The following is a 22,677-nucleotide window of genomic DNA, read 5'->3' on the forward strand; positions in this document are numbered from 1 at the left end:
TGACCATCATCCAGCCAGAACCTTTTATTCGCGATTTAAATATTCTTAAAATAAATCCAGCTGCCCGTTATCCTCCAGGTCTTCTGGATTAGTTATTTCAAAGTCTACTTTTTTTGTTTGTTTAAAGTCGGACACAAACTTAGGCTTAGGGGTTTCCAAAGGAGTTTCAGTCTCTTCTTCAGCCGATTCGTCCTCGCTTTCATCAAACCCTCCCTCTACGTCAATGTTTTCCTCGTCTAGCTCTTCTTTTTCTTCCGTTTCTTCCTCTGTTAACAAGGTTACTTTTTGCACATCGTTAGGACTCAACCTGTTTCCCTGAGCCTTTATTCCTTTAACATCTATCATTTCTGAAAGATCAACTTCCACTTCGTCATGAAGCTGGGTTTTACCTTTTAGAGACTCTATTTTAACGATCGGATTTTTAGCCTTTGTCAGGATCAATAATTTAGAGCCCGGGTCCTCGTTGATAAAGCCAAAACGTTTACCTATTGCAATATCCTCGAATTTAAAACGCTTGATGTAGTAATTTTTAGACTTGCCATCGAGATGGATTGCAGCGTAAATTCGCTCTGGATCATACTTTTCGATTCTTATCATCTTATCATCAAAATGATTCGTTAAATCGAAACTGCTCAATTCATAACTACCATCTTCAAAAACGCAAAGTATTTTATCTTCCGCCTGAAATTCTCCTAAGAATTTACCGTGACCATTTTCATTCAAACGTTTTACGATATCGTCATACCAAATCTTTCTTCCGGCAAGTGTCGACACTCCTTTTGATTTCAGGGTGATTTTCTTAATAGCGAATTTGGTTGCAATATTTCCCTGCGAGCCTCTTCCTTTGATTGCTATTTCTGCAAAATCAATATCAAAGCTTAGCTTCCTAAGTTTAGACATCGGTTTTAATGCGATATTAACAACCTCAGCCTCCCCATTAGGATTTGCCGTAAAATACAATACTTTCGATCCCTTGGTGCCTTTAGTTAAGTCGTATTCCTTATCCCTGGTAACCCCACCTACAGCAAAACGTTTGATATAAGCCGTCCCGGATTTACCATCGCGATAAATCATGTTATAAGTTGTTCTGTCATCATTCTTCTTAAAGATTCCGACATGTAAAATCCCTTTCCCAACGAAAGTTTTATCCTGTACCTTGGTTACTATAAAACTTCCGTCTTCACGGAAAACAATGATATCGTCGATATCAGAACAGTCGAATAGATATTCGTCTTTTTTTAAGCCGGTTCCAACAAATCCATCCTCACGGTTTACATAGAATTTAACGTTCGCCAGGGCAACATGCGCTGCTTCTACTCTATCAAAAGCCCTGATTTCTGTTTTACGTTCCCTTCCCTTACCAAATTTATCTTTCAGTCTCAGAAAGTAATCTATAGCGAAGTCTGTAAGGTGTCTTAAGTTTTTCTTAACCAGAGTAATATCTTTTTCTAAAGCAGCCATCTGTTCATCTGCCTTCTTCACGTCAAACCGTGTAATACTACTCATTGGTTTATCAATCAACTTCTTAAAATCTTCTGCCTCTATCTCGCGATATAGAGAAGATTTAAAAGGATCGAACAAACGGTGTAATACTTTAACTACTTCTTCAAAGTTTGATGAATTTTCATATTCAGGATTTTTATACATTCCTTCCTGAATAAATATCTTTAATAAAGAACTGAAAAAAATCTTCTCCTGCAGGTCATGAAGTTTAATTTCAAGCTCTCTCTTCAGTAATGCTTTTGTATAATTTGTGCTTTCTATGAGTATATCATTAACACTCATAAAATGCGGCTTGTCTTTCTTTATTACACAGGTGTTTGGTGATATGGAAGTTTCACAAGCGGTAAATGCGTAAAGTGCATCTATTGTCAGGTCCGGAGAGATACCAGGAGCCAGATGGATAACTATTTCTACGTTTTTAGCAGTATTATCCTCTATTTTCTTGATTTTTATCTTTCCCTTATCATTGGCTGCAATGATACTGTCAATTAAGCCAGTAGTGGTAGTGGAGTAAGGAATCTCACTAATAACCAAAGTCTTTTTATCCAGTTCTGATATTTTAGCCCTAACTCTGATTTTACCGCCTCTTTGACCTTCATTATATTGAGAAAAATCAGCCAGACCTCCGGTGGGAAAATCAGGAAGTATATTTGGTCTGTTTCCTCTAAGCACTTCTATTGATGCATCGATGAGTTCAATAAAGTTATGAGGCATTACCTTTGTCGCTAAACCTACCGCAATACCTTCCGCTCCCTGAGCCAGTAACAAGGGAAATTTTACTGGCAATGTAACGGGTTCCCTGTTTCTACCATCATAAGACAACTGCCAGTCTGTAGTGTCCGGATTAAAAACTACTTCTAAGGCGAACTTGGATAAACGTCCCTCGATATACCTCGCAGCAGCAGCGGAGTCTCCGGTAATAGGATCTCCCCAGTTTCCCTGCGTATCTATCAGAAGATCTTTCTGGCCAATCTGTACCATCGCATCTCCGATAGACGCATCTCCATGCGGATGGTATTTCATGGTATTACCAATAACGTTCGCCACCTTATTAAAACGACCGTCATCCATTTCCTTCAGCGAGTGAAGGATACGACGCTGTACTGGTTTTAGTCCGTCATTGATATGAGGTACTGCCCTATCTAAAATTACGTATGAAGCATAATCTAAAAACCAATTTTCGTACAATCCGGAAATAGGTATTACATTATGTAATATTTCGTCTTCGTTTTCTTCCATCAACTTTTAATGTTTAATGTTTGATGTTGAATTTTTAATGTCTTAATTATTTTGATTTAAACTTGCTTGAGCAGTTTTTACTATAGATGTCAAAATTCTAATTAGCTCTGTTGCTTTTTGAAGCTCTATAGAACAGTCTATATCTACGATTTTACTTTTCTCTATTAATAAAAGCCAATATTCACTTTCTCTTGCTTCTTTTGAGGCTATTGACATTTTTGCTATAAAATCTTTTTTTGTTTGTGCTGCAGAAGCCTCTCTAACATTTGCACCAATACTTGTTGAACTTCTTAACAATTGCTTGGAGAGTACAAATTCTTTATGAACAATCATTGTCTTATAAAACGCTATTATTAACAATGAAAATTCAAAGGATTTATCTAAAATTAGATTATCAGGCTTCATTAAGCATTAAACATTTAACATTAAGCAACCACTAACGTCTCTGCTTCAGCGTCAGCCTCTGCTTTCGCTATAATGTCTGCTTCGTCCTTTTCTATTCTCAAGTTCTGAACAATATGCTTTTGTCTTTCCGGGGTGTTTTTTCCCATATAATATTCCAGTAAGTTCTTAATCTTTACATCAGAAGAAAGAATTACCGGATCCAAGCGCATATCTTCACCTATAAAGCCTTCAAATTCATTCGGAGAAATCTCTCCTAACCCTTTAAATCGGGTTATTTCTGGTTTATTACCTAATTTATTGATAGCCAGAACGCGCTCTTCATCACTGTAACAATAAATCGTTTCTTTCTTATTTCTTACCCTGAATAAAGGCGTTTGTAAGATATAAACATGCCCTGTTTTTACTAAATCGGGGAAGAACTGCAAAAAGAAAGTCAGCAGTAGCAGACGAATATGCATACCGTCAACGTCGGCATCTGTTGCAATCACAATATTATTATAGCGCAAACCGTCTAAGCCGTCTTCGATGTTCAAAGCATGTTGAAGCAGGTTAAACTCCTCATTCTCATAAACCACTTTTTTTGTCAAACCGAAAGAGTTCAGCGGTTTACCTTTCAAACTAAAAACGCCTTGTGTATTTACATCTCTTGCTTTGGTAATAGATCCAGATGCAGAATCACCCTCTGTAATAAAAAGCGTAGTCTTTTTTCTATTTTCCTCGGGTTGCTTTTCATCGTCTAAATGCCATTTACAATCTCTCAGCTTCCGATTATGTAAGCTGGCCTTCTTAGCTCTTTCATTGGCAAGCTTCTTAATTCCGGCAATATCCTTACGTTCTCTCTCCGACTGTAAAATACGTTTTAAAAGGCCATCTGCCACATCAGGATGTTTATGCAGATAATCATCCAGCTCTTTTTTTACGAAATCGTTAATAAAAGTCCTTACTGTTGGACCGTCCGGACCAACATTCAAAGATCCAAGTTTAGTTTTGGTTTGAGATTCAAACACCGGTTCCTGAACCCGGATAGAAATAGCGGCTACAATGGACGCCCTGATATCCGATGCGTCAAATTCTTTTTTATAGAATTCTCTGATAGTTTTTACAACAGCTTCTCTAAATGCTTGTTGATGCGTACCACCCTGTGTTGTATGCTGGCCGTTGACAAAGGAATAATACTCTTCTCCGTATTGTTGTCCATGAGTCATTGCTATTTCAATATCCTCACCTTTTAAATGAATGATAGGATATCGGTTTGTTTCCGCGTCTGTATTTCTTATCAAAAGATCATGCAGACCTTTTTCAGAAAAGTATTTCTGGTTATTGAAATTAATAGTAAGCCCGGCATTAAGGAAAACATAATTCCAAATCATGTTCTCTACAAACTCCGGTATAAATCTAAAGTTTCTAAAAATGGTATCGTCGGGAACAAAATGGATTGAAGTTCCATTTCTTTGTGTTGTCTCTATTTCAGGATTATCGCCAATTAACTCCCCTTTGGTAAATTCGGCCTTTTTTGATTTTCCATCACGATAAGACTGTACGGTAAATGTTGACGATAGTGCATTCACAGCTTTAGTACCAACACCATTCAATCCTACCGACTTTTGGAAAGCTTTGGAATCATATTTACCTCCGGTATTAATCTTGCTAACACAATCAATCACTTTACCTAAAGGGATTCCACGACCATAATCTCTGACATAAATTTTGTGGTCATAAACAGAAATGTCGATTGTTTTTCCAGCTCCCATAACGAACTCGTCGATAGAGTTGTCGACAATCTCTTTTAAAAGAACGTATATACCATCGTCATAAGCCGAGCCATCTCCTAGTTTTCCAATATACATACCGGGTCTTAACCGTATATGTTCTTTCCAATCCAGGGAACGGATACTATCTTCACTGTAATTTACACTAAGTTCTGCCATGCGTTTAAATAAAGTAAAAAGGTGAGCATGAAAAGTAAAAAGCTAATCGCAAATTCTATTTAAGAATTTTGTTTATGCAATACAATATTCAAAACTTTTTAGCAAATCACAAAAAACACCAGATACAAAGCTAAAATTTTAAGCAAAGTACGCAAAGGAGTTTTTTGAACATTTAGACATTTTTTACATCAAAAAGGTATTTATATTTAAAAATGACTTATACTTTTAAAAGTTTTATAAATATGTTCTTGCAATTCAGTTGTATTCTTGCCCAATAAAAAAGCTGCTTCTTTGTATACCGATTGAATGGAGAGATCAGCCACATCTGTTTCTAAAAAAACTTTGTTTAACGGAATTTGCAAAAATGTACGCTTTACTTTATCATGATTGATTAAATCTATGCCAAAAGAAAAAAACACATTATCTAATTGCAATAATTGTCTGGTTTGCTCCTCATTCCCTCTATATTGATGTAAAATAAAGGTTACAGATGATTTTTTCAGATAGCGTATTAAATCAGAATACGTTCTTACCGCATGAATAATAACTGGTAAGTTATGAGTTTCTGCCAATTCAATCTGTATTTCAAAAGCTTTTCGCTGAAGGTCAAAATCAACAGTACAAGCCCGATCTAAACCAATTTCACCCATAGCCAGCACATTAGGCAAGGTTAAAAGAGTAGTAACATGTTCGATCTTCTGCTCAAACGTTGAATCAACATACCAGGGATGCAATCCGACAGAAACGAAATAATTCAGTCCTTTAACCCGATCTGTAGATAGTTTGTGAAAAGCATTTCTCAATACCCACTCATCAGCAGATTGGGGCTTTCTATGTGAATGGATATTGATAAATTTCTTTTCTAACGGCATCTTCACGATTCAATTTTATTGAGTTATTAGTAAGTAGATACAAATCTCAGACAGCTATTTCTACTGTTAATTCATTATAGGCATTTATTCCCTAATCCCCGGTCATTAACGCTCTCTCAGGAAAGAATACTTTTGACACTGCAACTTATTACCATCGACTATGGACGATAAGACTAACAGCAAAAAGATCAATCCATTCCCTCAATCTTAATATTTACTTTCCCGTTTGCAGTTACCATAGCAACAATTGCATTCGGTGTGAGTATAATCTTATCTGGACTTAATGTCCCTAAAGTACCGTTGACTATAATTCCTTTTGCTGGCTGATAATTGTTGAGATACCCTTTCATTGCCTTCTCCCCATCAGAAAGCTGGTTAGCAATAGAAAATCTGCAATTTTCAGCTATTTTCTTTACAATCATACCATGCGCTAACCAGTCTGCTGTTCTTAAAAGCTTGCTTTTTGAGTCAAGTATAAAATCAACCTGATCTAAAATCACTTCCTTTTTAACCGCATCATAAACGGGTACACCAACAAGATAAAATGTTCCGTTTACAGAACCAATCATGTCGGCTGCAACAATCATTTTACCTTCCTTTCCCCATAAATCTATTTTGGTTATGCTTACATATTTTTTACCTGATTCAAATTTTTGCCCAGACAAATTCTTTTGAATTTCCCCTGCAGCATAACGATAAGTGACATAAGCAGCTACGTTAGCTTTAAACTGATCCTGAATTTTGTCTACCGATTTCAACGGAATGTTTTTAACTGATACCTTTTCCGGCTTCTGCCCTACTACCGTTTCAAAATAGGTTTTGGCCCCTAGCCCAACCTTAACTTTCTTATTCGCAACTACGGCCCTTGTACTATATAATTCCTGCGCTTGCACAGAAAACCAGGTATTGTATTCCTGATTGACCTGAAATGGCTCGGCCAACTTATCTAATGCTTCTAAAACATAAGGTTTAATATCTAAAGTCTCAGCAATAGCATCATCTACTTTCTTTGCCACGATAGATTTAAATACCGTTATCGCGGGATTAATTAAATAAGTAACAGGCATGTTTTTTCCTGCGATCTGTACAGATGGGCTTTCCTTCCATTTTATATCTGAAATTACAGTCCTCGTATTCAATTTCCAGTCCTTAAAACCCACAGCAGATATCAGACTAATTGTCCCGTTCATATAGAAATCACGAGTATCATACATAGACAATCCTAACTTTTCAAACCCATACCTTACTTTTCCATTTACCCGTAAAGGAAGATCAATATACAAATTCCCTCCCTGTTCTCTTATCGTTATCGGAGCCTCTTTAGTTACTTTAACTGCAATATTATCATCGTTAATATTCTTATCCTCATAAAGAATACCATTTAAGTATTTATTGGTTTGACTTTGAATTTCCGCAACTCCAATCTCAAGCGGAATATTGATATAAGAAAGTTGTTTATCGTAAATAACTTTATCTGAAGAATAATCAGCAAGTGGTTTTATTGCCTCTATTTTTTTACTTGTACTACAGGCATTTAGAAGAATCCCTGAAATAACAAGCAGGGATGAGATACGCTTATGCATAAGGTCTTTTATTTCCTGCGAATATAAATCATGTTTCAGGAAATTTAAAACCTTATGGAAATTGGTTAATGGTAGTGATCTATTTCCAGCGCTCTTATCATATCAGAAGAAGCTCTTTCTGCATAAGCGCCATATGCATTTACCAGTACTCCTTTAAATGTTCCGTCGAGCGATTCAATCGCATATATAATGGAATTATCTTCAGGATCGGACATTCCTTCGAATCTATAGGTTTCAACCACTTTGAAATGCTCGGGATAAAGCATCAACTGCTTTTCCTCTTCTTCTAAATAATGTTCTCTAAGTTTCAGATTTCCAGAATACCCTCTGGCCGCTAAGTCATTTAACGCTTCGACCATCGTGTCGAATCCCTTTCTATGATGTTTTAGATTATCCATAGCAGTGTTCTTTTACTTAAAACTTCGTCTCACATTTCAATGACGGTTTTCTATCGGTTCATCTATAATTAAGAAGTTTATCGCTAAAGTAAACACTCCTAAAACCAACAATATATGCACCAATACTTTGTCATTAAAAATAAACATCCCCAACACCCAGCCACATATAAAAATTATGGCTATCACATTCAACAAAATTCTCATTTTTATAACATTATATTAACAACGAAACACAAAGCTGATGCCAAAAAGGTTTATCCGGAATAAGGCCTATTCTCCTACAAGTGGCTTATTTTCAAAAGAACCGATTAGACCGAAAAGAATAAGAAACCAAATATCATTAAAAGAAAAAAGCAAGAGTCAAAAACCCTTGCTTTTTAAAAAATATCATTTTTAGAAATGATTTTTTTTATCTTCCCATCCAGCCGCCATCTACTGTAAGTACAGTTCCGTGAACATAATCTCCGGCTTTTGACGCTAAGAAAACTACAGGACCTTTAAAGTCTTCCGGCTCTCCCCATCTTCCCGCAGGAATTCTTGAAAGGATAGAAGCACTCCTATCTGCGTCTTCTCTCAATGCCTCTGTATTGTCTGTACTTATATATCCGGGAGCAATTGCATTTACATTTACACCTTTAGAAGCCCATTCATTAGCAAAAGCCTTTGTCAACGAGCCTACAGCACCTTTGCTTGCCGCATATCCCGGAACATTGATACCGCCCTGGAATGTCAATAGAGAGGCTGTAAAAATAACTTTACCATAACCTCGCTCAACCATATCTTTACCAAATTCTCTGGTAATTATAAATTGAGCATTAAGGTTTACATCTATCACTTCGTCCCAATATTCATCCGGATGCTCAGCTGCAGGTTTTCTTAGTATAGTTCCTGCGTTGTTAATTAAAATATCTACCTGATGACCATCTGCCTTTACCTGATTTATAAAAGCATAAACATCATCACGCTTAGAAAAATCACATTTATAAGCTTTAAAAGAACGACCTAATGCTGCCACTTCTTTTTCTACCTGACTTCCTGATAACTCTAAAGATGCAGAAACACCAATGATATCGGCGCCCGCTTCTGCCAAAGCTACAGCCATTGCTTTACCAATACCTCTTTTGCATCCGGTTACCAATGCTTTTTTTCCTGTTAAATCAAATAAATTCAATACACTCATTTTTTCTAAAATTTATTGACCAAACTTATTGTTTATTATTGATAATTGCCAATATATTTTTCTAACTATCATTGCCAGAGACATAGGTAACACGTTTGCACACATACAATAAATTTATTGAGCCACATACGTTTTCCCCCATGCCTAGCTAAAATACAAATACAATCCAATCATCACTATCCAAAGCGCTCCCCAGGCAATCTTCACTTTATTGCTTGTAGGTTCGGTGTGGCTTTTTTCTTCTGCTGTCATCTGGTAAGAAACAGGATTTCTGTCTAATAGAGAAACGACTATGGCTACAATTATTAAAAAGGCAAAAATCAGGAACGACAGCAATAAATAGTGCGGCCATAACCCGGGATATTCTTTTGATGGAAAAACCCATAAATAACATATTCCAACACCTAAGCTAAAAATCGAACCTGCGGAAAGGATCAGGTTTACTGCTAATCGGGTTGTTCTTTTCCAGAAAACACTTAACAGGAAAACTACCGAAAGCGACGGTGCAATAAAACCTAATACGGATTGAAATACGTCAAACAGATTTAACCCTTTAATACTATCTATAGCTAAAGCCACTAGAACCGCAAAAGCCGCCCCTGCTACAACCGTATAACGCCCTACCTGAATAATCTTCTGGGTACTTGCATTTGGGTTTATACGTTTAACATATAAATCCATTGTAAAAACGGTACTTAATGAATTTAAAGACGATCCGATTGTTCCTACTAATACCGCTATCAATACCACAATCACTAAACCGTTCAATCCGGCAGGAAAAAGGTTAGTTACCATAGTCATGTATGCTTCGTTCGGATCTTTCAAACCAGGAAATAACACATAACAAATTACTCCTGTAAGAATGAACAATGGCAAGGATAATATTTTCAGCCAACCAATGAAGTTTACCCCCAATTGTCCCTGTTCTAAATTCTTAGCACCTAATACCGACTGTACCATGGCCTGGTCTGTACAGAAAAAAGCGATTGCAGCTACCGGATATCCCAATAAAATGGCATACCACGGATAATCCGGATTATCTGCCGGTTGAATTAAATTCCAATAGTTTGCCGGAACAGATTCGTAGAGCTTCGTTATTCCGCCTACTTTGTTAAGACCAAGGATCATTAGTAAAAACGATACCGCTATCAATAAAATCATCTGAAAAACGTTCACTTTAGCAATAGCTTTCAATCCTCCGGCAAACGTAAAGAATCCGGCTAAGGTCACCAAAACAATTACCGATTGCCACATAGGAATCCCCAGAATTTGTCTTACCAAAAAACCTCCGGCGAAAAGTCCTAATGATAACCAGGAAATTAACATTTTAATTAAAGAATACCAGGCCAGAATATTCTGAGTGGAATCTCCGTAGCGCTTTCCCATAAATTCTGGCAAAGTACTTACTTTTGCCGCCAGATATTTAGGTGCGAATACTACTGCCAGGAGAAAAAGAAAAACGAAGGCATACCAGTCGAAATTTACCGCAACAATACCGGTAGTATAACCTATACTGGCAAAGGCCAATAACATAGACGGGCCAACATTTGTCCCCCACATATTGAAACCTATACTGGGCCAGGTTAATGATTTGTTTGCCAGAAACAAAGTTTCTTCCCTATTCTTTTTAGCCGTTAATGCCGACTTAAAACCTATAAAAACTAATACCAAGACATAAAGCACTACAATCAGGTAGTCCAGCATGGTTAGTTTTTCTAAAATATTAGATGCCATTTTATGGGTTGTGAGTTAAAGTTGAAAGTTCAGAGTTGAAAGTTTTCTTATAAGTCGGATTAATTATTCGCACTGTATTTTTGTTTATTTCTTTATGAGATTGCTTCGTTCCTCGCAATGACAAAAACAGGAGCGTCATTGCGAGGAACGAAGCAATCTATTACCTTAACACCATTTATATTGATTCTACACAACATATTATTCATCAAGAGGATACAGTGCTTTTCTCTCAAACGCAATGTCCCTTTCAGGAGACATTGCTTGGAAGTAAAAATGCTTTTAACTCATTTATAATTCTACCTGATTTTCCTCTAACAAACTCTTCACTTTTACAGGTATCCCTGTTTTCAGCGATCGGTCCATAGCCTGCAATAACGCAAAAGTGCCAATACCTTCTTTCATATCAGGATAAGCAGTAAAACCTTGTTCTATACTATCCGCAAAATATTCGATATAGTTCTGATATTCTCCTGCGTGATGGCTTTGGCCTTCGAAACGGTAATAATATTTCAAAGTAGCATCTCCCCAGGTAATAATTTTGTCTTCACCAGTTCTATCTGTAACGGCATAACGCAATTCATGGTAATCTGCCTGACTTGCGCCTTCTGTACACCTTAAAATAGTGCTCATTCCGCTATCACGATAAGTTGGCTGTGTCGGGCTGGTATAAACGCCGCTTACACGAGCAATTCTTCCATCTGTAGCTTTGAAAATAAAGTGCATAGTGTCTTCGTTCTTTAAGCCGCCAGCTTTTCCGTTTGAGCTTAACATTCCGTACCCCATCACTTCTTCGATATTTGGTAAATACCAACGGATAAAATCTACCGGATGGCTAAGTCCTCCATATAACCATTTAAAAGACGCATCTAAAGCCCATGGCTTTTCTAAAAACCAACGGTGATCCGCATGGTAATGGGCCTCTATAGTAATTAAATCTCCAAGTATGCCTTCTTCAAAATCCTTACGCTGTCTTTTTGCCGGCTCGAAGAATCGTGAACTTTGTCCAACAAAAACCTTCTTTCCGGTCTTTCTAGCTAACTCTAATAACTCATTCGCATCTTTTAGGTTATCTATAAAAGGTTTGGTGCAGATAACATGCTTATCATGAAGCAAAGCTTGCTTAATATGCTGAGCATGTAAATGATCTGGTGTATAAATCGCTATGATATCAATTTCCTTATCATTTAACATTTCTTCATAACTTGTAGTATAAGAATGAAAATCAAATTCTTTAGCTCGCTGTTTACAAGTTTCTTCACTTAAATCGCACATGGTTTTCAATTGAACCTTTTTGCTATTTAAGACAGCAGAAATGGTACTTCTGCCCTCTCCTAATCCTAATATTCCTATTTTAAGCATTTTTAATATTTATTTTTAACCACAAGAGCACTATAATTTAGTACTTAGTATCAAGTATATAGTATCAAGGCTGGTAGGCTAAAGCCTTTATATTAAAACCAAACTTTCAGCATTAACTCATTCGATAAACAACGAAAGAACAACATCAACCCTACCTTTCAGACTTAGTGAACCATCAACCATGGACCATAGACTATGAACAAACTTCAGTCCTCGGACTTCGGACATCTCAATACGTTATTTAAAAAACACCCAGGTTTCATCTTTCTGTGTTCCTGGTATTCCTTCCTGATATTTTGCCATAATGGCGTTCCATTCTTTCACTTTTGGATTGTCCTTTTCTGTTAATGGGTTCAACTCATCCAACGTTTTTCCTTTCGGAATAGCGATAATCAGCATCAATTGCTTTCCGTTCCTGAACATGATTAAATGCTGAAAAGAAGCATTACAAAAGCCTTGCGCAATCTCTGGCCATTCCTGATACTGCGTTTTATGATATTTCATGTATTCTTTTTGCAAAGTTGTATCTGCTACCAAATTTGCTGTAAGAATGTAATACTCAAATTCTTTTACTGTTGAAGTATCTGCGCAATGACTTCTTTCAAAATGATAATAGGGCTGATTGTAAAACTTAATTGCATTGCTTTTAAAAGAAGCCGTTAAGGATGTTTTAACCACCAAGCTATCGTTACTTTGTGCAAAAACGATATAATGGTCTTTCCATCTTTTAATTACCGCATCTTTTAAATCAGCTTGTGCTGACGCCCAATTTTGCAAGCTATCGGTAAAGCGTTGCGTGGTATCCCTTGAAAGGATTTCCCACAATACCGGTTCGAATTGCTTGTGCGTTTTTTCCTTTTGTTTGGGTTGACAGGCTGTAAAAACCAGAAAAAGCGCAAACAAACAAATTTTTGAAAACACCAATAACATATTATTCTGTTCCGGTTTTTCCTTAAAGTATCGGTACATCTTTTTTCTATGCTTCCCCTTATCCGCCCTTTGGGCACCCTCTCCCTCAGGGAGAAGGAGAAAAACACAATATTTTGCTATAAAATACAGCTTCCTCAATTCGCTCTTCCATTTTCCCTCTCCTGTGGAAGCGGGACTAAGGGTGAGGGCTCGGTTTTGATTTTCTCTCATCAGCTTATTGACTACCTGTTTTGACAATCGCCTTATTTATCTCCCAATTTTTATCAGCAGCTGCTTTATATTTTCTTAAATGCTGATAGTCTTTTTCCAGACCCGCCTTTTCTTTAATTTCTGCTTTTACCATTGGACCGTTGTTTTCCCATACATTTCCCGGACCGTTGGCATTCTGTAGAAACTTTTCTGCAGGGCACCAGTTATCCTTTACATTGAAATAGGCAGAACCTTCGTCTGTGTACAAGTAAAACCAATGATCTGGAATATGAGCAAAAGGTGCTTTATAAATACTATCAATATAATTTTCTTTGATAGAAGATCCAGGTTGCGCCGATAAGGTATAAACCGCCGCCACATCGTACATATGTTTTCCATAATGCGTGATCTTATTGGCTAAAACATGATTGTTGCTCATGGCATTGATGGTTTTAGTCCATCCCCAGCCTAAAGAAATCCCGGTATAAGAGATCTCGTTAATTTCGTTATTTCTGATAGTGGTATTCTTGACATAACCTGCTCCTATTCCCACACAACCCCAATCGTCATTGGTTACATCTGTAATCAAATTATTCGCTATAAGCGTATTTCCGCTAACTTCTCTGTTATCTTTAGGATTATAAGGTAAGTGAGTTTCAAAAGCTTCATCGGAAAAAACGCCCAATAGAATGGCCGAACCACCGATATCTTTAAATAAATTTCCTTCTATTTTATCAAAATGATTTCCTCTATGATAATCTAATCCGGTTGAAGCCAAATGCATGAATTTACAATTCCTGAAGGATGTGTTCTCGCTATACTTCACCTCTACCGCAGCTCTCGGACGACCTATCCAACCTTGGTTTTCTAATCCGGCTTTATCCGGTGTTCCCGGTTGTTTCAGCTTATAAGCTTCTAACAAATACATTCCAGCCTGTAGGGGCACATGCCCTTGCTGAGAGGGGCGTAACCAGGAGGTATGCGAAAAAGTAATTCCTTCGAAATGCAAATGCTTTACCGGTTGGTCTATAGTTCCCTCTATTCTAACCAAATTCTCCAGATAAGGAATGATTACATTGGCCTTTGCCAGATCTTCACCTTTTCTTGGCCAGTAATAAATTTTACGATTTAATTTATCCAGATACCATTCCCCTTCCTGATTAAGGAATTGGATTGAATTGTTCAGGTAAAAACCAGAATTACCAGATTCCTTACTTATCCAGGGTGCAGGCCAGGGATGTTCTGATTGCACTTTGCTTTCCGGCTCGTAAAAAGAAAGTTTAATACTATCGCCCTGAAATTGCATGTGCTTAATCCTCAAGTTTGCGATTGCCCACCATTGATGGATAAACATTTCCATTCCCGCCTGAAACTTAAAACCTTTGATCTTAGGCTTAGGAATCCAGCAGGTTTGCTCTTCTTTATTCCATGACAATATCCTATCCATATTGCCATAAGCAGTACTCATGCTTCTAATCCCTTTAACATTATTTACCCAAAACTGCCTGAAGTCCAGAACCTGATCGCCAATTACAGGTGCATCTGCCACCCAAACTTTCCCTTTAGCTTCGGCAGGTAATCCACTCACATTTCCGGCTTTCTTCCAGCCTTTTACTTTTATTCCACCACTTAGTACAACCTCTTCATTCGAGGCATTTTTTATAATGGTTTTACTTTGCTCTGTCCCTGCATCTTCCGGTTTAATAAAGACAGATTCTTCCAGAAAGTAGTTTCCACCTTTCAGAAAAATCGTAGCACCATTTTTTACCGATTCATCATTTAATCTCCTTTGCTCGCGAACCTTTCTAATAGCCATGGACAATGTCGCCAGAGGTTGTTCTTTAGTTCCTGCATTTTTATCACTTCCGTTGATAGCCACCCAAATTTCAGAAGCCGAGCATAGTCCGGTACTGAATAAGGCAATACAAAAAGTAATGTACTTTATCATTTCTTTGTTAGTTTTCAGTAAGCCTCACCCCCAACCCCTCTCCTCCAAAGGAGTCCCTTCGGGACGAAAGAGAGGGGAGCAGGGCAGTGCTTGTATTTATTTTCAATTTATCGCTTTGGATATTTGCCTTTAGCCTTTCTCTTTCAGCTCTCTCAACTTCGGTCCTCGGATACCCAACTCCGGAATTTATAGCCTCTTAGCAAATCGCTTTAAGCCTTATGCTTTTAGCTTTTAGCTTATTTCACTGCTTTAACAACCACAGACGCTCCCTCTAATCCTTCCGCAGCAGCTTTCAAAACAATATTTCCTTTTTCATTTTGTTGCGATTTCACAATGGCCAGAGCTTTTCCTTTGAAAGCCTTTCTTTCTGGTTTTGATAATGAAGTCAAATCGGCCTGATAACCGTTATCAGTTCCGACAATTGCCCCCTTCCCTGTTATTGTAAACTTAATCAGGTGGTCTGCATCCGGAACGATATTACCGTCTTTGTCTACAATTTGAGCAGTGATGAAAGAAAGATCTTTTCCGTCCGCTTTTATATTATTCCTATCTGCGATTAATTGAATTTTGTAAGCCGAACCTGCTGTTTTCACTTCCTTTTCCAGAACGGTCTTACCTCCTTTTCTCGATACAACTTTTACGGAACCCGCTTCGAAAGGCACTTTCCACGAAACATGCAAGTCATCGCCATCCTCTTTCCGCTTAATTCCTTTTGATTTTCCATTCACAAAAAGTTCAACCTCATCTGCCTGACTGTAATATGCCCAAACACTAACCTCTTCTCCGGCTTTCCAGTTCCAATGCGGCAATACATGTAATACAGGTTTATCTGTCCATTCAGATTGATACATATAATACACATCCTTAGGGAATCCTGCCAAATCCACAATTCCGTAATAAGAACTTCTTGCCGGAAAAGGATAAGGAACCGGTTCACCCAGATAGTCAAAACCTGTCCAAACAAAAGTTCCCGACATAAACGGTCGTTTCTTGACCTCTTTCCAGGCTATTTCATGAGTAGTTCCCCAATACGCCGCTACATTATCATAAGCAGTAACCGTGAAATCAGGATTGCCACCAACTACATATTTATCTTTGGAACTTGCCGGCCATAATCTTAAGGTATCTGCCAAATCGTAAACTCCTCTTGTTGCCAAGGCAGAAACAGTTTCAGACGCCAGTAAAGGATAGCCTTGGAATCTCTTTGGCAAGCTATCGTAATCAAAATATTTATAGTTGAATCCTAAAACATCTAATGCTTTACTTTGGAAAATAAAATTCTTCTCTGGCTCTGTTTCTGTCAGCGCTGCAATAACCGGTCTTGTCGGATCTATTGACTTCACAATAGCTGATAATTCTTTTGCGATAACTGTTCCTGTAGCATCAAACTGCTCTCTGATTTCGTTTCCAATGCTCCACATAAACACAGATGGATGATTTCTATCTCTTTTCACCAAATCCTCTAAATCCTGTTTATGATTTGCTTCGAAATCAACATGATAGTCGAACTTGTTCTTTCTTTTCTTCCACATATCGAAAGCTTCATCCATTACTAAGAAACCCATTTTATCGCATAGCTGCAGAACTTCTGGCGCTGGCGGATTGTGTGCCGTTCTGATAGCATTAGCTCCCATATCCTTCATAATCTGCAACTGTCTTTCCAGAGCCCTGGTATTCATCGCAGATCCTAAAGCTCCTAAATCATGATGCAAACAAACTCCAAATAATGTATAAGATTGTTCGTTCAGGAAAAAACCTTTATCCGCATCAAAACGGAAACTTCTTAACCCTAAAGGATTTTTAACTTCATCTATTTGCTTGTTTCCGTCATAAATTCGGGTAATCACTTCATATAGATTTGGTTTTTCTGGTGACCATAAAACTGGATTATTTATCGTTAAACTTTGATTCAACTTAGTTACCGAAGAGCTTCTAGCCTCTACAGAAGTTATATTTTTCTCTACTAGTTTTCCCGCTTTGTAAACTCCAACTTCAACCTTTACGGACTTAGTTTCTCCCGCATTTTTAATTTCAGTAGCCACATTTACTTTCGCTTGCTGTCCATTAACCGATGGAGTGGTAATAAAAGTACCGTAATTTTCTACCGCAATTTTATTTGTAGAAATCAGATAAACATTTCTGTAAATACCTGAGCCCGTATACCACCTGGAATCTGGCTGTTGCGAATTATCTACCCTTACTGCAATGGTATTCGGTGTATTTCCAAAATTCAGATACTTGCTGATTTCATATTGGAAAGAAATATATCCGTTAGCTCTTTTTCCTAAGTATTGACCGTTAATCCAAACCTCAGAATGTTTGTAAATACCGTCAAATTGTATGTAAAAAAGCTGATCTTTTTTAGAAGCATCAACCGTAAAGGTCTTTCTATACCAGGCAATACCTCCCGGAAGTGCTCCCCCATCGTTTCTAGCAGGAAATTCTGCTTTAAAGTCCGATTCAATACTCCAGTCATGCGGCAATGCCAATGTCCGCCAATTGTTTGTATTAAAGTTTAGATTTTTCGCCTGTGGTTCGTCACCCAGATAAAATTGCCAGTTATCGTTAAAATTTTGCACAATACGAGACTGTGCATATGTGGCTATGGCAAGTAAAATAAGGTAAAAAGAGAATAAGATTTTCTTCATAATAATTCTGATAATGACTATAATACAGCCAAATGGTTCTCGACAATCTCCCTAACAAATATATTATTTGGCACATTGTGGAATTTATAACAAGTTCTCCAGGTATTGTAGGATGTTATCTTTGGATGAGTTGAAAATATAGGAATTATGAATATTGATTGAATAAATAAACCGTATTAAATTGTGATTTAATCATTACAAGAAATGAAGGAGATTTCAAGAATGCTTTAATTCCTGTAATGAATGCGGATAGCTATTTACAAACGCTTAGAAAGTGATGATTTAGTATGCGTCCATACTGGTGCCAGTTTGTGGAGCACTAACTGTCCGTAGAGTTTAGTGAAACGGCTCTACGGATTTATTTAATGTATAGGAGTTTCTAACTCCTGCTTCACTAAACCTAAGTCAGAGACTCTTTTTTATTTAATAAATCCGTAGTCTCTTCTTACTCTTTCCCTACTCTCAAGACTCCGGACAGAAATGCCAGTTTGTGGCCCCCTCTAAGACATTTAATGCATAGGAGTTTCTAATTCCTACTTCACTAAACCTAAGTCAGAGACTCTTTTTTATTTAATAAATCCGTAGTCTCTTCTTACTCTTTCCTTACTCTCAAGACTCCGGACAGAAATGGCCAGTAGGCTTCTAAGACATAATGAACTATTTCAATTAATGAACTATATTGCTACTCCCACTTTACCAGCACTATACTCCCAGTATACTCCCACCTTAGTACCACTGATCGAGTAAAATAAACAAAAAAGCTGTTCCTTCTGCTATAATGCATCAGAACAGCTTTGCAAAAACCGACCAAAGTTTTTGTATCTTTAATTTCTAAAAAGCAGGCTTTTAACTTTTAGCCTTAAACTTTCTACTTCATTTAAATTTCAACTTACTTTTCCCTAGGTCTTTAGAAGTAGCAATAGCTATGCCTCTATGATCCGATTTGTCCACCGCACAATAAAAATGGTAGACAATCCCCTTATATTTCACTACAAAAGATTTATGTGCATACAAATTGTCGTAATCTTCTGACGACTCTATTAAATTATCACCCGTCCAGTCCGTCCAGTTTACCAGATCTTTGGAAACCGCAAATCGGTTGAATGCCCCTTTTCTATCTTCCCAAAACGCACCAAAATAAAACATCACGTAATCACTGCCCATTTTTTGAATAACGGCATCACCCGTGATTCCAACCGGATGGTGCATTACCGGATCTTTCTGAAATCTCTTCCAGTGTACCATATCTTCGGATACAGCCATACCAATACGTTCGTACCATCTGGTTTTTTTGTTATTCTTCAAAGAATCCCCAACCGCATTATAATACATCAGGAAACTATGTCCTGTTAATCTCTCCTTATCCTCTATTACCGAGCTTTTAAAGAGCTTATTTCTATTCTCCCACCACCTTACATCAGGGTCATGGCTGGTTAAAACCGGAGCATCCAGTCTTGTCCATTCATGCACTTTCGAAGGACTTTTTGTAGTATAAGCTATTCCAATTGACAAAGGTTCTGGCTCATATCCCTGCGAGTTTCCACCAAAATATGACATCCAATATTTACCCTGATATTTATTCAACTTGTAACTACCGCCCCAGGTTAAATCCTGCAGCGAATTATAACCTGCTTTTTGCACATCGTCCCATTTTCCGTCGTGGGTAAAAGACATTATTTTACCTTTATTTTCCCAATTTAAAAGGTTCTTACTGGTTGCGAGCCATGTTTCATACCCTTTTCCGTCAAAAATAATATAGGTCATAAACCATTTATTACCCTTGCGAAACACCGTAGGACAATCTATTTTTTTAGAAATGGTATCGGTAATCATTACCAGTCCATACTTATGAGGGGTTTTTATTTCTTCATAAATTTCCTGCATCCGCTGTTGCGAAATCTGAGCAATGACAGGCCCTGCTAAGAAGGATATTATTAATGCAAAAATGTATCTTTTCATTTTATTGTATCGTAAATTGATAGCTTCCTGATCCAATTTCCACCAACATCTTATCGGCTTTCTTAACCCAGGATGTAACTCCACCACCTTTTTCTAAAGCCTTTCCTGATTCTAAAACAGTACTCGATTCTTTAATTGGCAGATAAACTGTTGCTTTAGCATTGGCTGGAATCTGTACATTTAAAACCGTCTTCTCATTTTCTATCTTCCAATCGGAAACAATTTCACCATAAACAGACTGGTAAGTTCCTTTGGCAAACTTAACATCGTCAACTATTTGAGGCGCAATCTTCACATGATTGAAGGCAATTGAACTTTCTTCCTGACCAATTCCTGCCAATCCACTATAAAACCATTCCATCAGATGCCCCAACATAAAATGGTTATTGGAAACGTTAGGTAAAGCCTCCCAGGATTCCGTTAGAGCAGTTGCCCCTTTCGCTATCTGATAACCATAGCCCGGAACATCCGAACGGCTGTTCATATCAAAAATCACATCAGACCGACCAGCTTCTTCCAAAACTCGTAACAAATAACGATAGCCAATATCGCCGGCGGTATGAGCATTATTTCTCGTTCTGATATCCTTAATAATATTTTCTAAAACCGCAGCGCGATCCTTTTCATCAACCAGATTCATATAGATAGCCATAGCATTCGCTGTTTGGCTGCCGGTCGCATATTGTTTTGTTGCCGGATTAAAGAACGAATCATTAAATGCCTTCTTTACTTTATCGGCCAAATCTCTATAATACCGAGTATCGTCATGATGTCCTAGTTTAGTTGCAATCTCTTTCAGGATATTTAAATCATAATAGAAAATTGCTGTTCCTGTAACACCCATTGGCGTAAGCTGAGAAACTCCCGGTCTTTTAGGACCCAAGTCGAACCAATCGCCTAGCCCTTGCTTAAGGATATGATTTTCTGCTTTTCCTTCCAAATACTTCACATACCTTTTCATCATCGGATAGGCATCCTTCATGGTTTCTTCATCACCATACCATTTGTACAAATACCATGGAACAATAATTCCGGCACTTCCCCATTCTGGAGAATCTCTAAACATATCGCCACCCCAGGTAAATTCTACAAATTCCGGAGCAATTTCTGGAATCAGACCATCCTCAGTCTGACTAGTCATCATATTTTGAATAGTCCTTCTGAAAAGGCTGATAAAGTCATAGTTATAACTTAAAGATGGTCCCATTAAATGGGTTTGTTCTAACCATCCCAGTTTCTCACGATGCGGACAGTCAGTAAATACACTTACCGAATTACTTCTGATTGCCCAATCGATTAAACGTTCTGTTTGGTTGAAAACCGTATTCGACGAATTAAAACTGCCCACAGTTTGTGCCGAATTTCTAATATGCAAGCCAATAATATTTTCCATCACCGGAAGCGATTTTGTATTTTCTTTTCCTTGCGGAATCGCTCCCCTGACTTCTAAATACCTGAAACCGTAATAGGTAAACCTGGGTTTCCAGGTTTCTACGCCATCTCCTTTTAACACATATTGGAAATAGTATGGCGAACCGGTATGTTTTTGCGTAACAGCATTTTCAGCTAAAAGCTCTCCGGGATAAACTCTTACGGTATCCCCTTTTTTTCCTTTCACCGAAATTTCAACTACTCCGGACGCATTTTGTCCCAGATCATAAATCCAGTTTCCCGCAGCCGTTTGATGAATGGATTTTGGACTAAAGCGATCCATCACCTTTACAGGTTCTGTGGTTTGCGGATGTAATTCTGGACCGGTAGTAACTAAGGCCTTTTTCCATTTTTTATCATTAAAGCCTGGCTTGTTCCAGTTAGCCTGTACCAAATTGGCATCAAAATCTTCGCCTCCATACAAACTGGAGAACGTAATAGGGCTATTGGCGGTTTTCCATGATTCGTCAGTTACTATTATTTCACTGCTTCCGTCTGTATAATCTACCTTCAGCTTAGCAATCATTTTGGGATAACCAAAAGCAACCTTTTGCTTTCTGAAACGTCCCTTTACTGGTGGAATGTAATAGAAACCATTACCCAGCATTATACCGAGCGCATTTGCTCCATTGTTAAGTTTGTCGGTCAAATCAAAAGTTACATATAATGCCTCTTTATCGAATTTCGCCCAGCCAGCATCCAGAAAATGATCGCCAATTTTTTCACCGTTCAAGCTTGCCTCAAAATGCCCTAATCCGCTAATAAAAAGCTTTGCTTCTTTAATTTTCTTTGACTTTAGCTTGAATTCCTTTCTGATTATCGGCAACTGATTGTTTCCCCAATACGTATCTTTCTTTTCACTTTTGGGCAAAACATCCACCAGGCTGTCTGGCATAATAGCATTTGTAATCCATTTCGCACCATTCCAATCAGCAGCTTTCAATCCTATACCAAATTTCGCTATCTCGCTCCAGCGACTTTCTCTGTTGTAATTATCCTTTATCTGTACTTTCCAATAATAGGTTTTGCCTGGTGTTAAAGCTTTTCCTTTATAGTCAACCCGTATGGATTCCGAGGAATTAATATCTTTGGAATCCCACATATCCCCTGTATTTAACTGTAAGTCCGCCTCTTTTTCAGAAACTAATATCCTATAATTAGATTGTTTGATATTCCTCTTATCCGAGTTTATCTTCCAGCTGAATTTAGGTGAGTTTCCAAGAATTGCCAACGGTTCCTGTCGGTTGTCTGCTTTTAAATCATAAGCTTCCAGCCCTTGTCCAAAAGCATATACATGAGAAAAAACAACGATCGTTATTAAATACAGATATCTCATTCAGGCAAGATTTAAGAACGGTTGATTTAAGAAAA

General features: G+C 37.7%; 15 protein-coding genes. All 15 read right to left on the reverse strand.

Annotation, left to right across the window (positions count from 1 at the left end; translation table 11 throughout):
* Positions 1 to 45: 45 nt before the first annotated feature.
* Entirely contained in the window at positions 46 to 2,742 is a 2,697-nt protein-coding gene (locus PEDSA_RS10865; protein WP_013633213.1) for a DNA gyrase/topoisomerase IV subunit A, read from the reverse strand.
* 42 nt (positions 2,743 to 2,784) lie between these two features.
* Positions 2,785 to 3,147 (reverse strand): four helix bundle protein, encoded by a 363-nt coding sequence (locus PEDSA_RS10870; protein ID WP_013633214.1) that lies wholly within the window; start codon positions 3,145 to 3,147, stop codon positions 2,785 to 2,787.
* A gap of 20 nt (positions 3,148 to 3,167) precedes the next feature.
* Positions 3,168 to 5,075, reverse strand: a complete 1,908-nt coding sequence (locus tag PEDSA_RS10875; RefSeq protein ID WP_013633215.1) for a DNA topoisomerase IV subunit B — start codon at positions 5,073 to 5,075, stop codon at positions 3,168 to 3,170.
* 206 nt (positions 5,076 to 5,281) lie between these two features.
* Positions 5,282 to 5,947: a TatD family hydrolase gene (locus PEDSA_RS10880; protein WP_013633216.1), complete on the reverse strand. Its 666-nt coding sequence runs from the start codon at positions 5,945 to 5,947 to the stop codon at positions 5,282 to 5,284.
* Between the two features lie 188 nt (positions 5,948 to 6,135).
* Complete coding sequence (locus tag PEDSA_RS10885; RefSeq protein WP_013633217.1) at positions 6,136 to 7,530, reverse strand: DUF4403 family protein; 1,395 nt, start codon at positions 7,528 to 7,530, stop codon at positions 6,136 to 6,138.
* 65 nt (positions 7,531 to 7,595) lie between these two features.
* Positions 7,596 to 7,928: a hypothetical protein gene (locus PEDSA_RS10890; protein WP_013633218.1), complete on the reverse strand. Its 333-nt coding sequence runs from the start codon at positions 7,926 to 7,928 to the stop codon at positions 7,596 to 7,598.
* A 36-nt stretch (positions 7,929 to 7,964) separates the two neighbouring features.
* On the reverse strand, positions 7,965 to 8,132 hold the full coding sequence (locus PEDSA_RS20295; protein WP_013633219.1) for a DUF5670 family protein: 168 nt from the start codon (positions 8,130 to 8,132) through the stop codon (positions 7,965 to 7,967).
* A gap of 205 nt (positions 8,133 to 8,337) precedes the next feature.
* The gene (kduD, locus tag PEDSA_RS10895) at positions 8,338 to 9,108 is read right to left on the reverse strand and encodes a 2-dehydro-3-deoxy-D-gluconate 5-dehydrogenase KduD (RefSeq protein WP_013633220.1); all 771 of its coding nucleotides are present in this window, start codon (positions 9,106 to 9,108) and stop codon (positions 8,338 to 8,340) included.
* A gap of 144 nt (positions 9,109 to 9,252) precedes the next feature.
* On the reverse strand, positions 9,253 to 10,842 hold the full coding sequence (locus PEDSA_RS10900) for a sodium:solute symporter family transporter (RefSeq protein WP_013633221.1): 1,590 nt from the start codon (positions 10,840 to 10,842) through the stop codon (positions 9,253 to 9,255).
* 288 nt (positions 10,843 to 11,130) lie between these two features.
* On the reverse strand, positions 11,131 to 12,201 hold the full coding sequence (locus tag PEDSA_RS10905; RefSeq protein WP_013633222.1) for a Gfo/Idh/MocA family protein: 1,071 nt from the start codon (positions 12,199 to 12,201) through the stop codon (positions 11,131 to 11,133).
* 237 nt (positions 12,202 to 12,438) lie between these two features.
* The gene (locus tag PEDSA_RS19595) at positions 12,439 to 13,341 is read right to left on the reverse strand and encodes an L-rhamnose mutarotase (protein ID WP_013633223.1); all 903 of its coding nucleotides are present in this window, start codon (positions 13,339 to 13,341) and stop codon (positions 12,439 to 12,441) included.
* 4 nt (positions 13,342 to 13,345) lie between these two features.
* Entirely contained in the window at positions 13,346 to 15,268 is a 1,923-nt protein-coding gene (locus PEDSA_RS10915; protein WP_013633224.1) for a right-handed parallel beta-helix repeat-containing protein, read from the reverse strand.
* Positions 15,269 to 15,504: 236 nt separating this feature from the next.
* A complete protein-coding gene (locus PEDSA_RS10920) occupies positions 15,505 to 17,916 on the reverse strand; it encodes a glycoside hydrolase family 2 TIM barrel-domain containing protein (protein ID WP_013633225.1) in 2,412 nt (803 codons plus the stop codon).
* An 873-nt stretch (positions 17,917 to 18,789) separates the two neighbouring features.
* Entirely contained in the window at positions 18,790 to 19,875 is a 1,086-nt protein-coding gene (locus tag PEDSA_RS10925) for a glycoside hydrolase family protein (RefSeq protein ID WP_013633226.1), read from the reverse strand.
* Position 19,876: 1 nt separating this feature from the next.
* Positions 19,877 to 22,642 carry a family 78 glycoside hydrolase catalytic domain gene (locus PEDSA_RS10930; RefSeq protein ID WP_013633227.1) on the reverse strand — a complete coding sequence of 922 codons (2,766 nt, stop codon included), beginning with the start codon at positions 22,640 to 22,642 and terminating at the stop codon, positions 19,877 to 19,879.
* Positions 22,643 to 22,677 lie beyond the last annotated feature (35 nt).

The sequence above is a fragment of the Pseudopedobacter saltans DSM 12145 genome (assembly GCF_000190735.1).
GTDB classification, from domain to species: domain Bacteria; phylum Bacteroidota; class Bacteroidia; order Sphingobacteriales; family Sphingobacteriaceae; genus Pseudopedobacter; species Pseudopedobacter saltans.

What these genes read in the sequence shown, in the direction of transcription:
- PEDSA_RS10870 (WP_013633214.1), bottom strand. Translation starts at nt 3,147, where the DNA reads ATGAAGCCTGATAATCTAATTTTAGATAAATCCTTTGAATTTTCATTG.
- PEDSA_RS10905 (WP_013633222.1), bottom strand. Translation starts at nt 12,201, where the DNA reads ATGCTTAAAATAGGAATATTAGGATTAGGAGAGGGCAGAAGTACCATT.
- PEDSA_RS10875 (WP_013633215.1), bottom strand. Translation starts at nt 5,075, where the DNA reads ATGGCAGAACTTAGTGTAAATTACAGTGAAGATAGTATCCGTTCCCTG.
- PEDSA_RS20295 (WP_013633219.1), bottom strand. Translation starts at nt 8,132, where the DNA reads ATGAGAATTTTGTTGAATGTGATAGCCATAATTTTTATATGTGGCTGG.
- PEDSA_RS10915 (WP_013633224.1), bottom strand. Translation starts at nt 15,268, where the DNA reads ATGATAAAGTACATTACTTTTTGTATTGCCTTATTCAGTACCGGACTA.
- PEDSA_RS19595 (WP_013633223.1), bottom strand. Translation starts at nt 13,341, where the DNA reads ATGAGAGAAAATCAAAACCGAGCCCTCACCCTTAGTCCCGCTTCCACA.
- PEDSA_RS10880 (WP_013633216.1), bottom strand. Translation starts at nt 5,947, where the DNA reads ATGCCGTTAGAAAAGAAATTTATCAATATCCATTCACATAGAAAGCCC.
- PEDSA_RS10925 (WP_013633226.1), bottom strand. Translation starts at nt 19,875, where the DNA reads ATGAAAAGATACATTTTTGCATTAATAATATCCTTCTTAGCAGGGCCT.
- PEDSA_RS10865 (WP_013633213.1), bottom strand. Translation starts at nt 2,742, where the DNA reads ATGGAAGAAAACGAAGACGAAATATTACATAATGTAATACCTATTTCC.
- PEDSA_RS10890 (WP_013633218.1), bottom strand. Translation starts at nt 7,928, where the DNA reads ATGGATAATCTAAAACATCATAGAAAGGGATTCGACACGATGGTCGAA.
- PEDSA_RS10900 (WP_013633221.1), bottom strand. Translation starts at nt 10,842, where the DNA reads ATGGCATCTAATATTTTAGAAAAACTAACCATGCTGGACTACCTGATT.
- PEDSA_RS10885 (WP_013633217.1), bottom strand. Translation starts at nt 7,530, where the DNA reads ATGCATAAGCGTATCTCATCCCTGCTTGTTATTTCAGGGATTCTTCTA.
- PEDSA_RS10930 (WP_013633227.1), bottom strand. Translation starts at nt 22,642, where the DNA reads ATGAGATATCTGTATTTAATAACGATCGTTGTTTTTTCTCATGTATAT.
- PEDSA_RS10920 (WP_013633225.1), bottom strand. Translation starts at nt 17,916, where the DNA reads ATGAAGAAAATCTTATTCTCTTTTTACCTTATTTTACTTGCCATAGCC.
- kduD (WP_013633220.1), bottom strand. Translation starts at nt 9,108, where the DNA reads ATGAGTGTATTGAATTTATTTGATTTAACAGGAAAAAAAGCATTGGTA.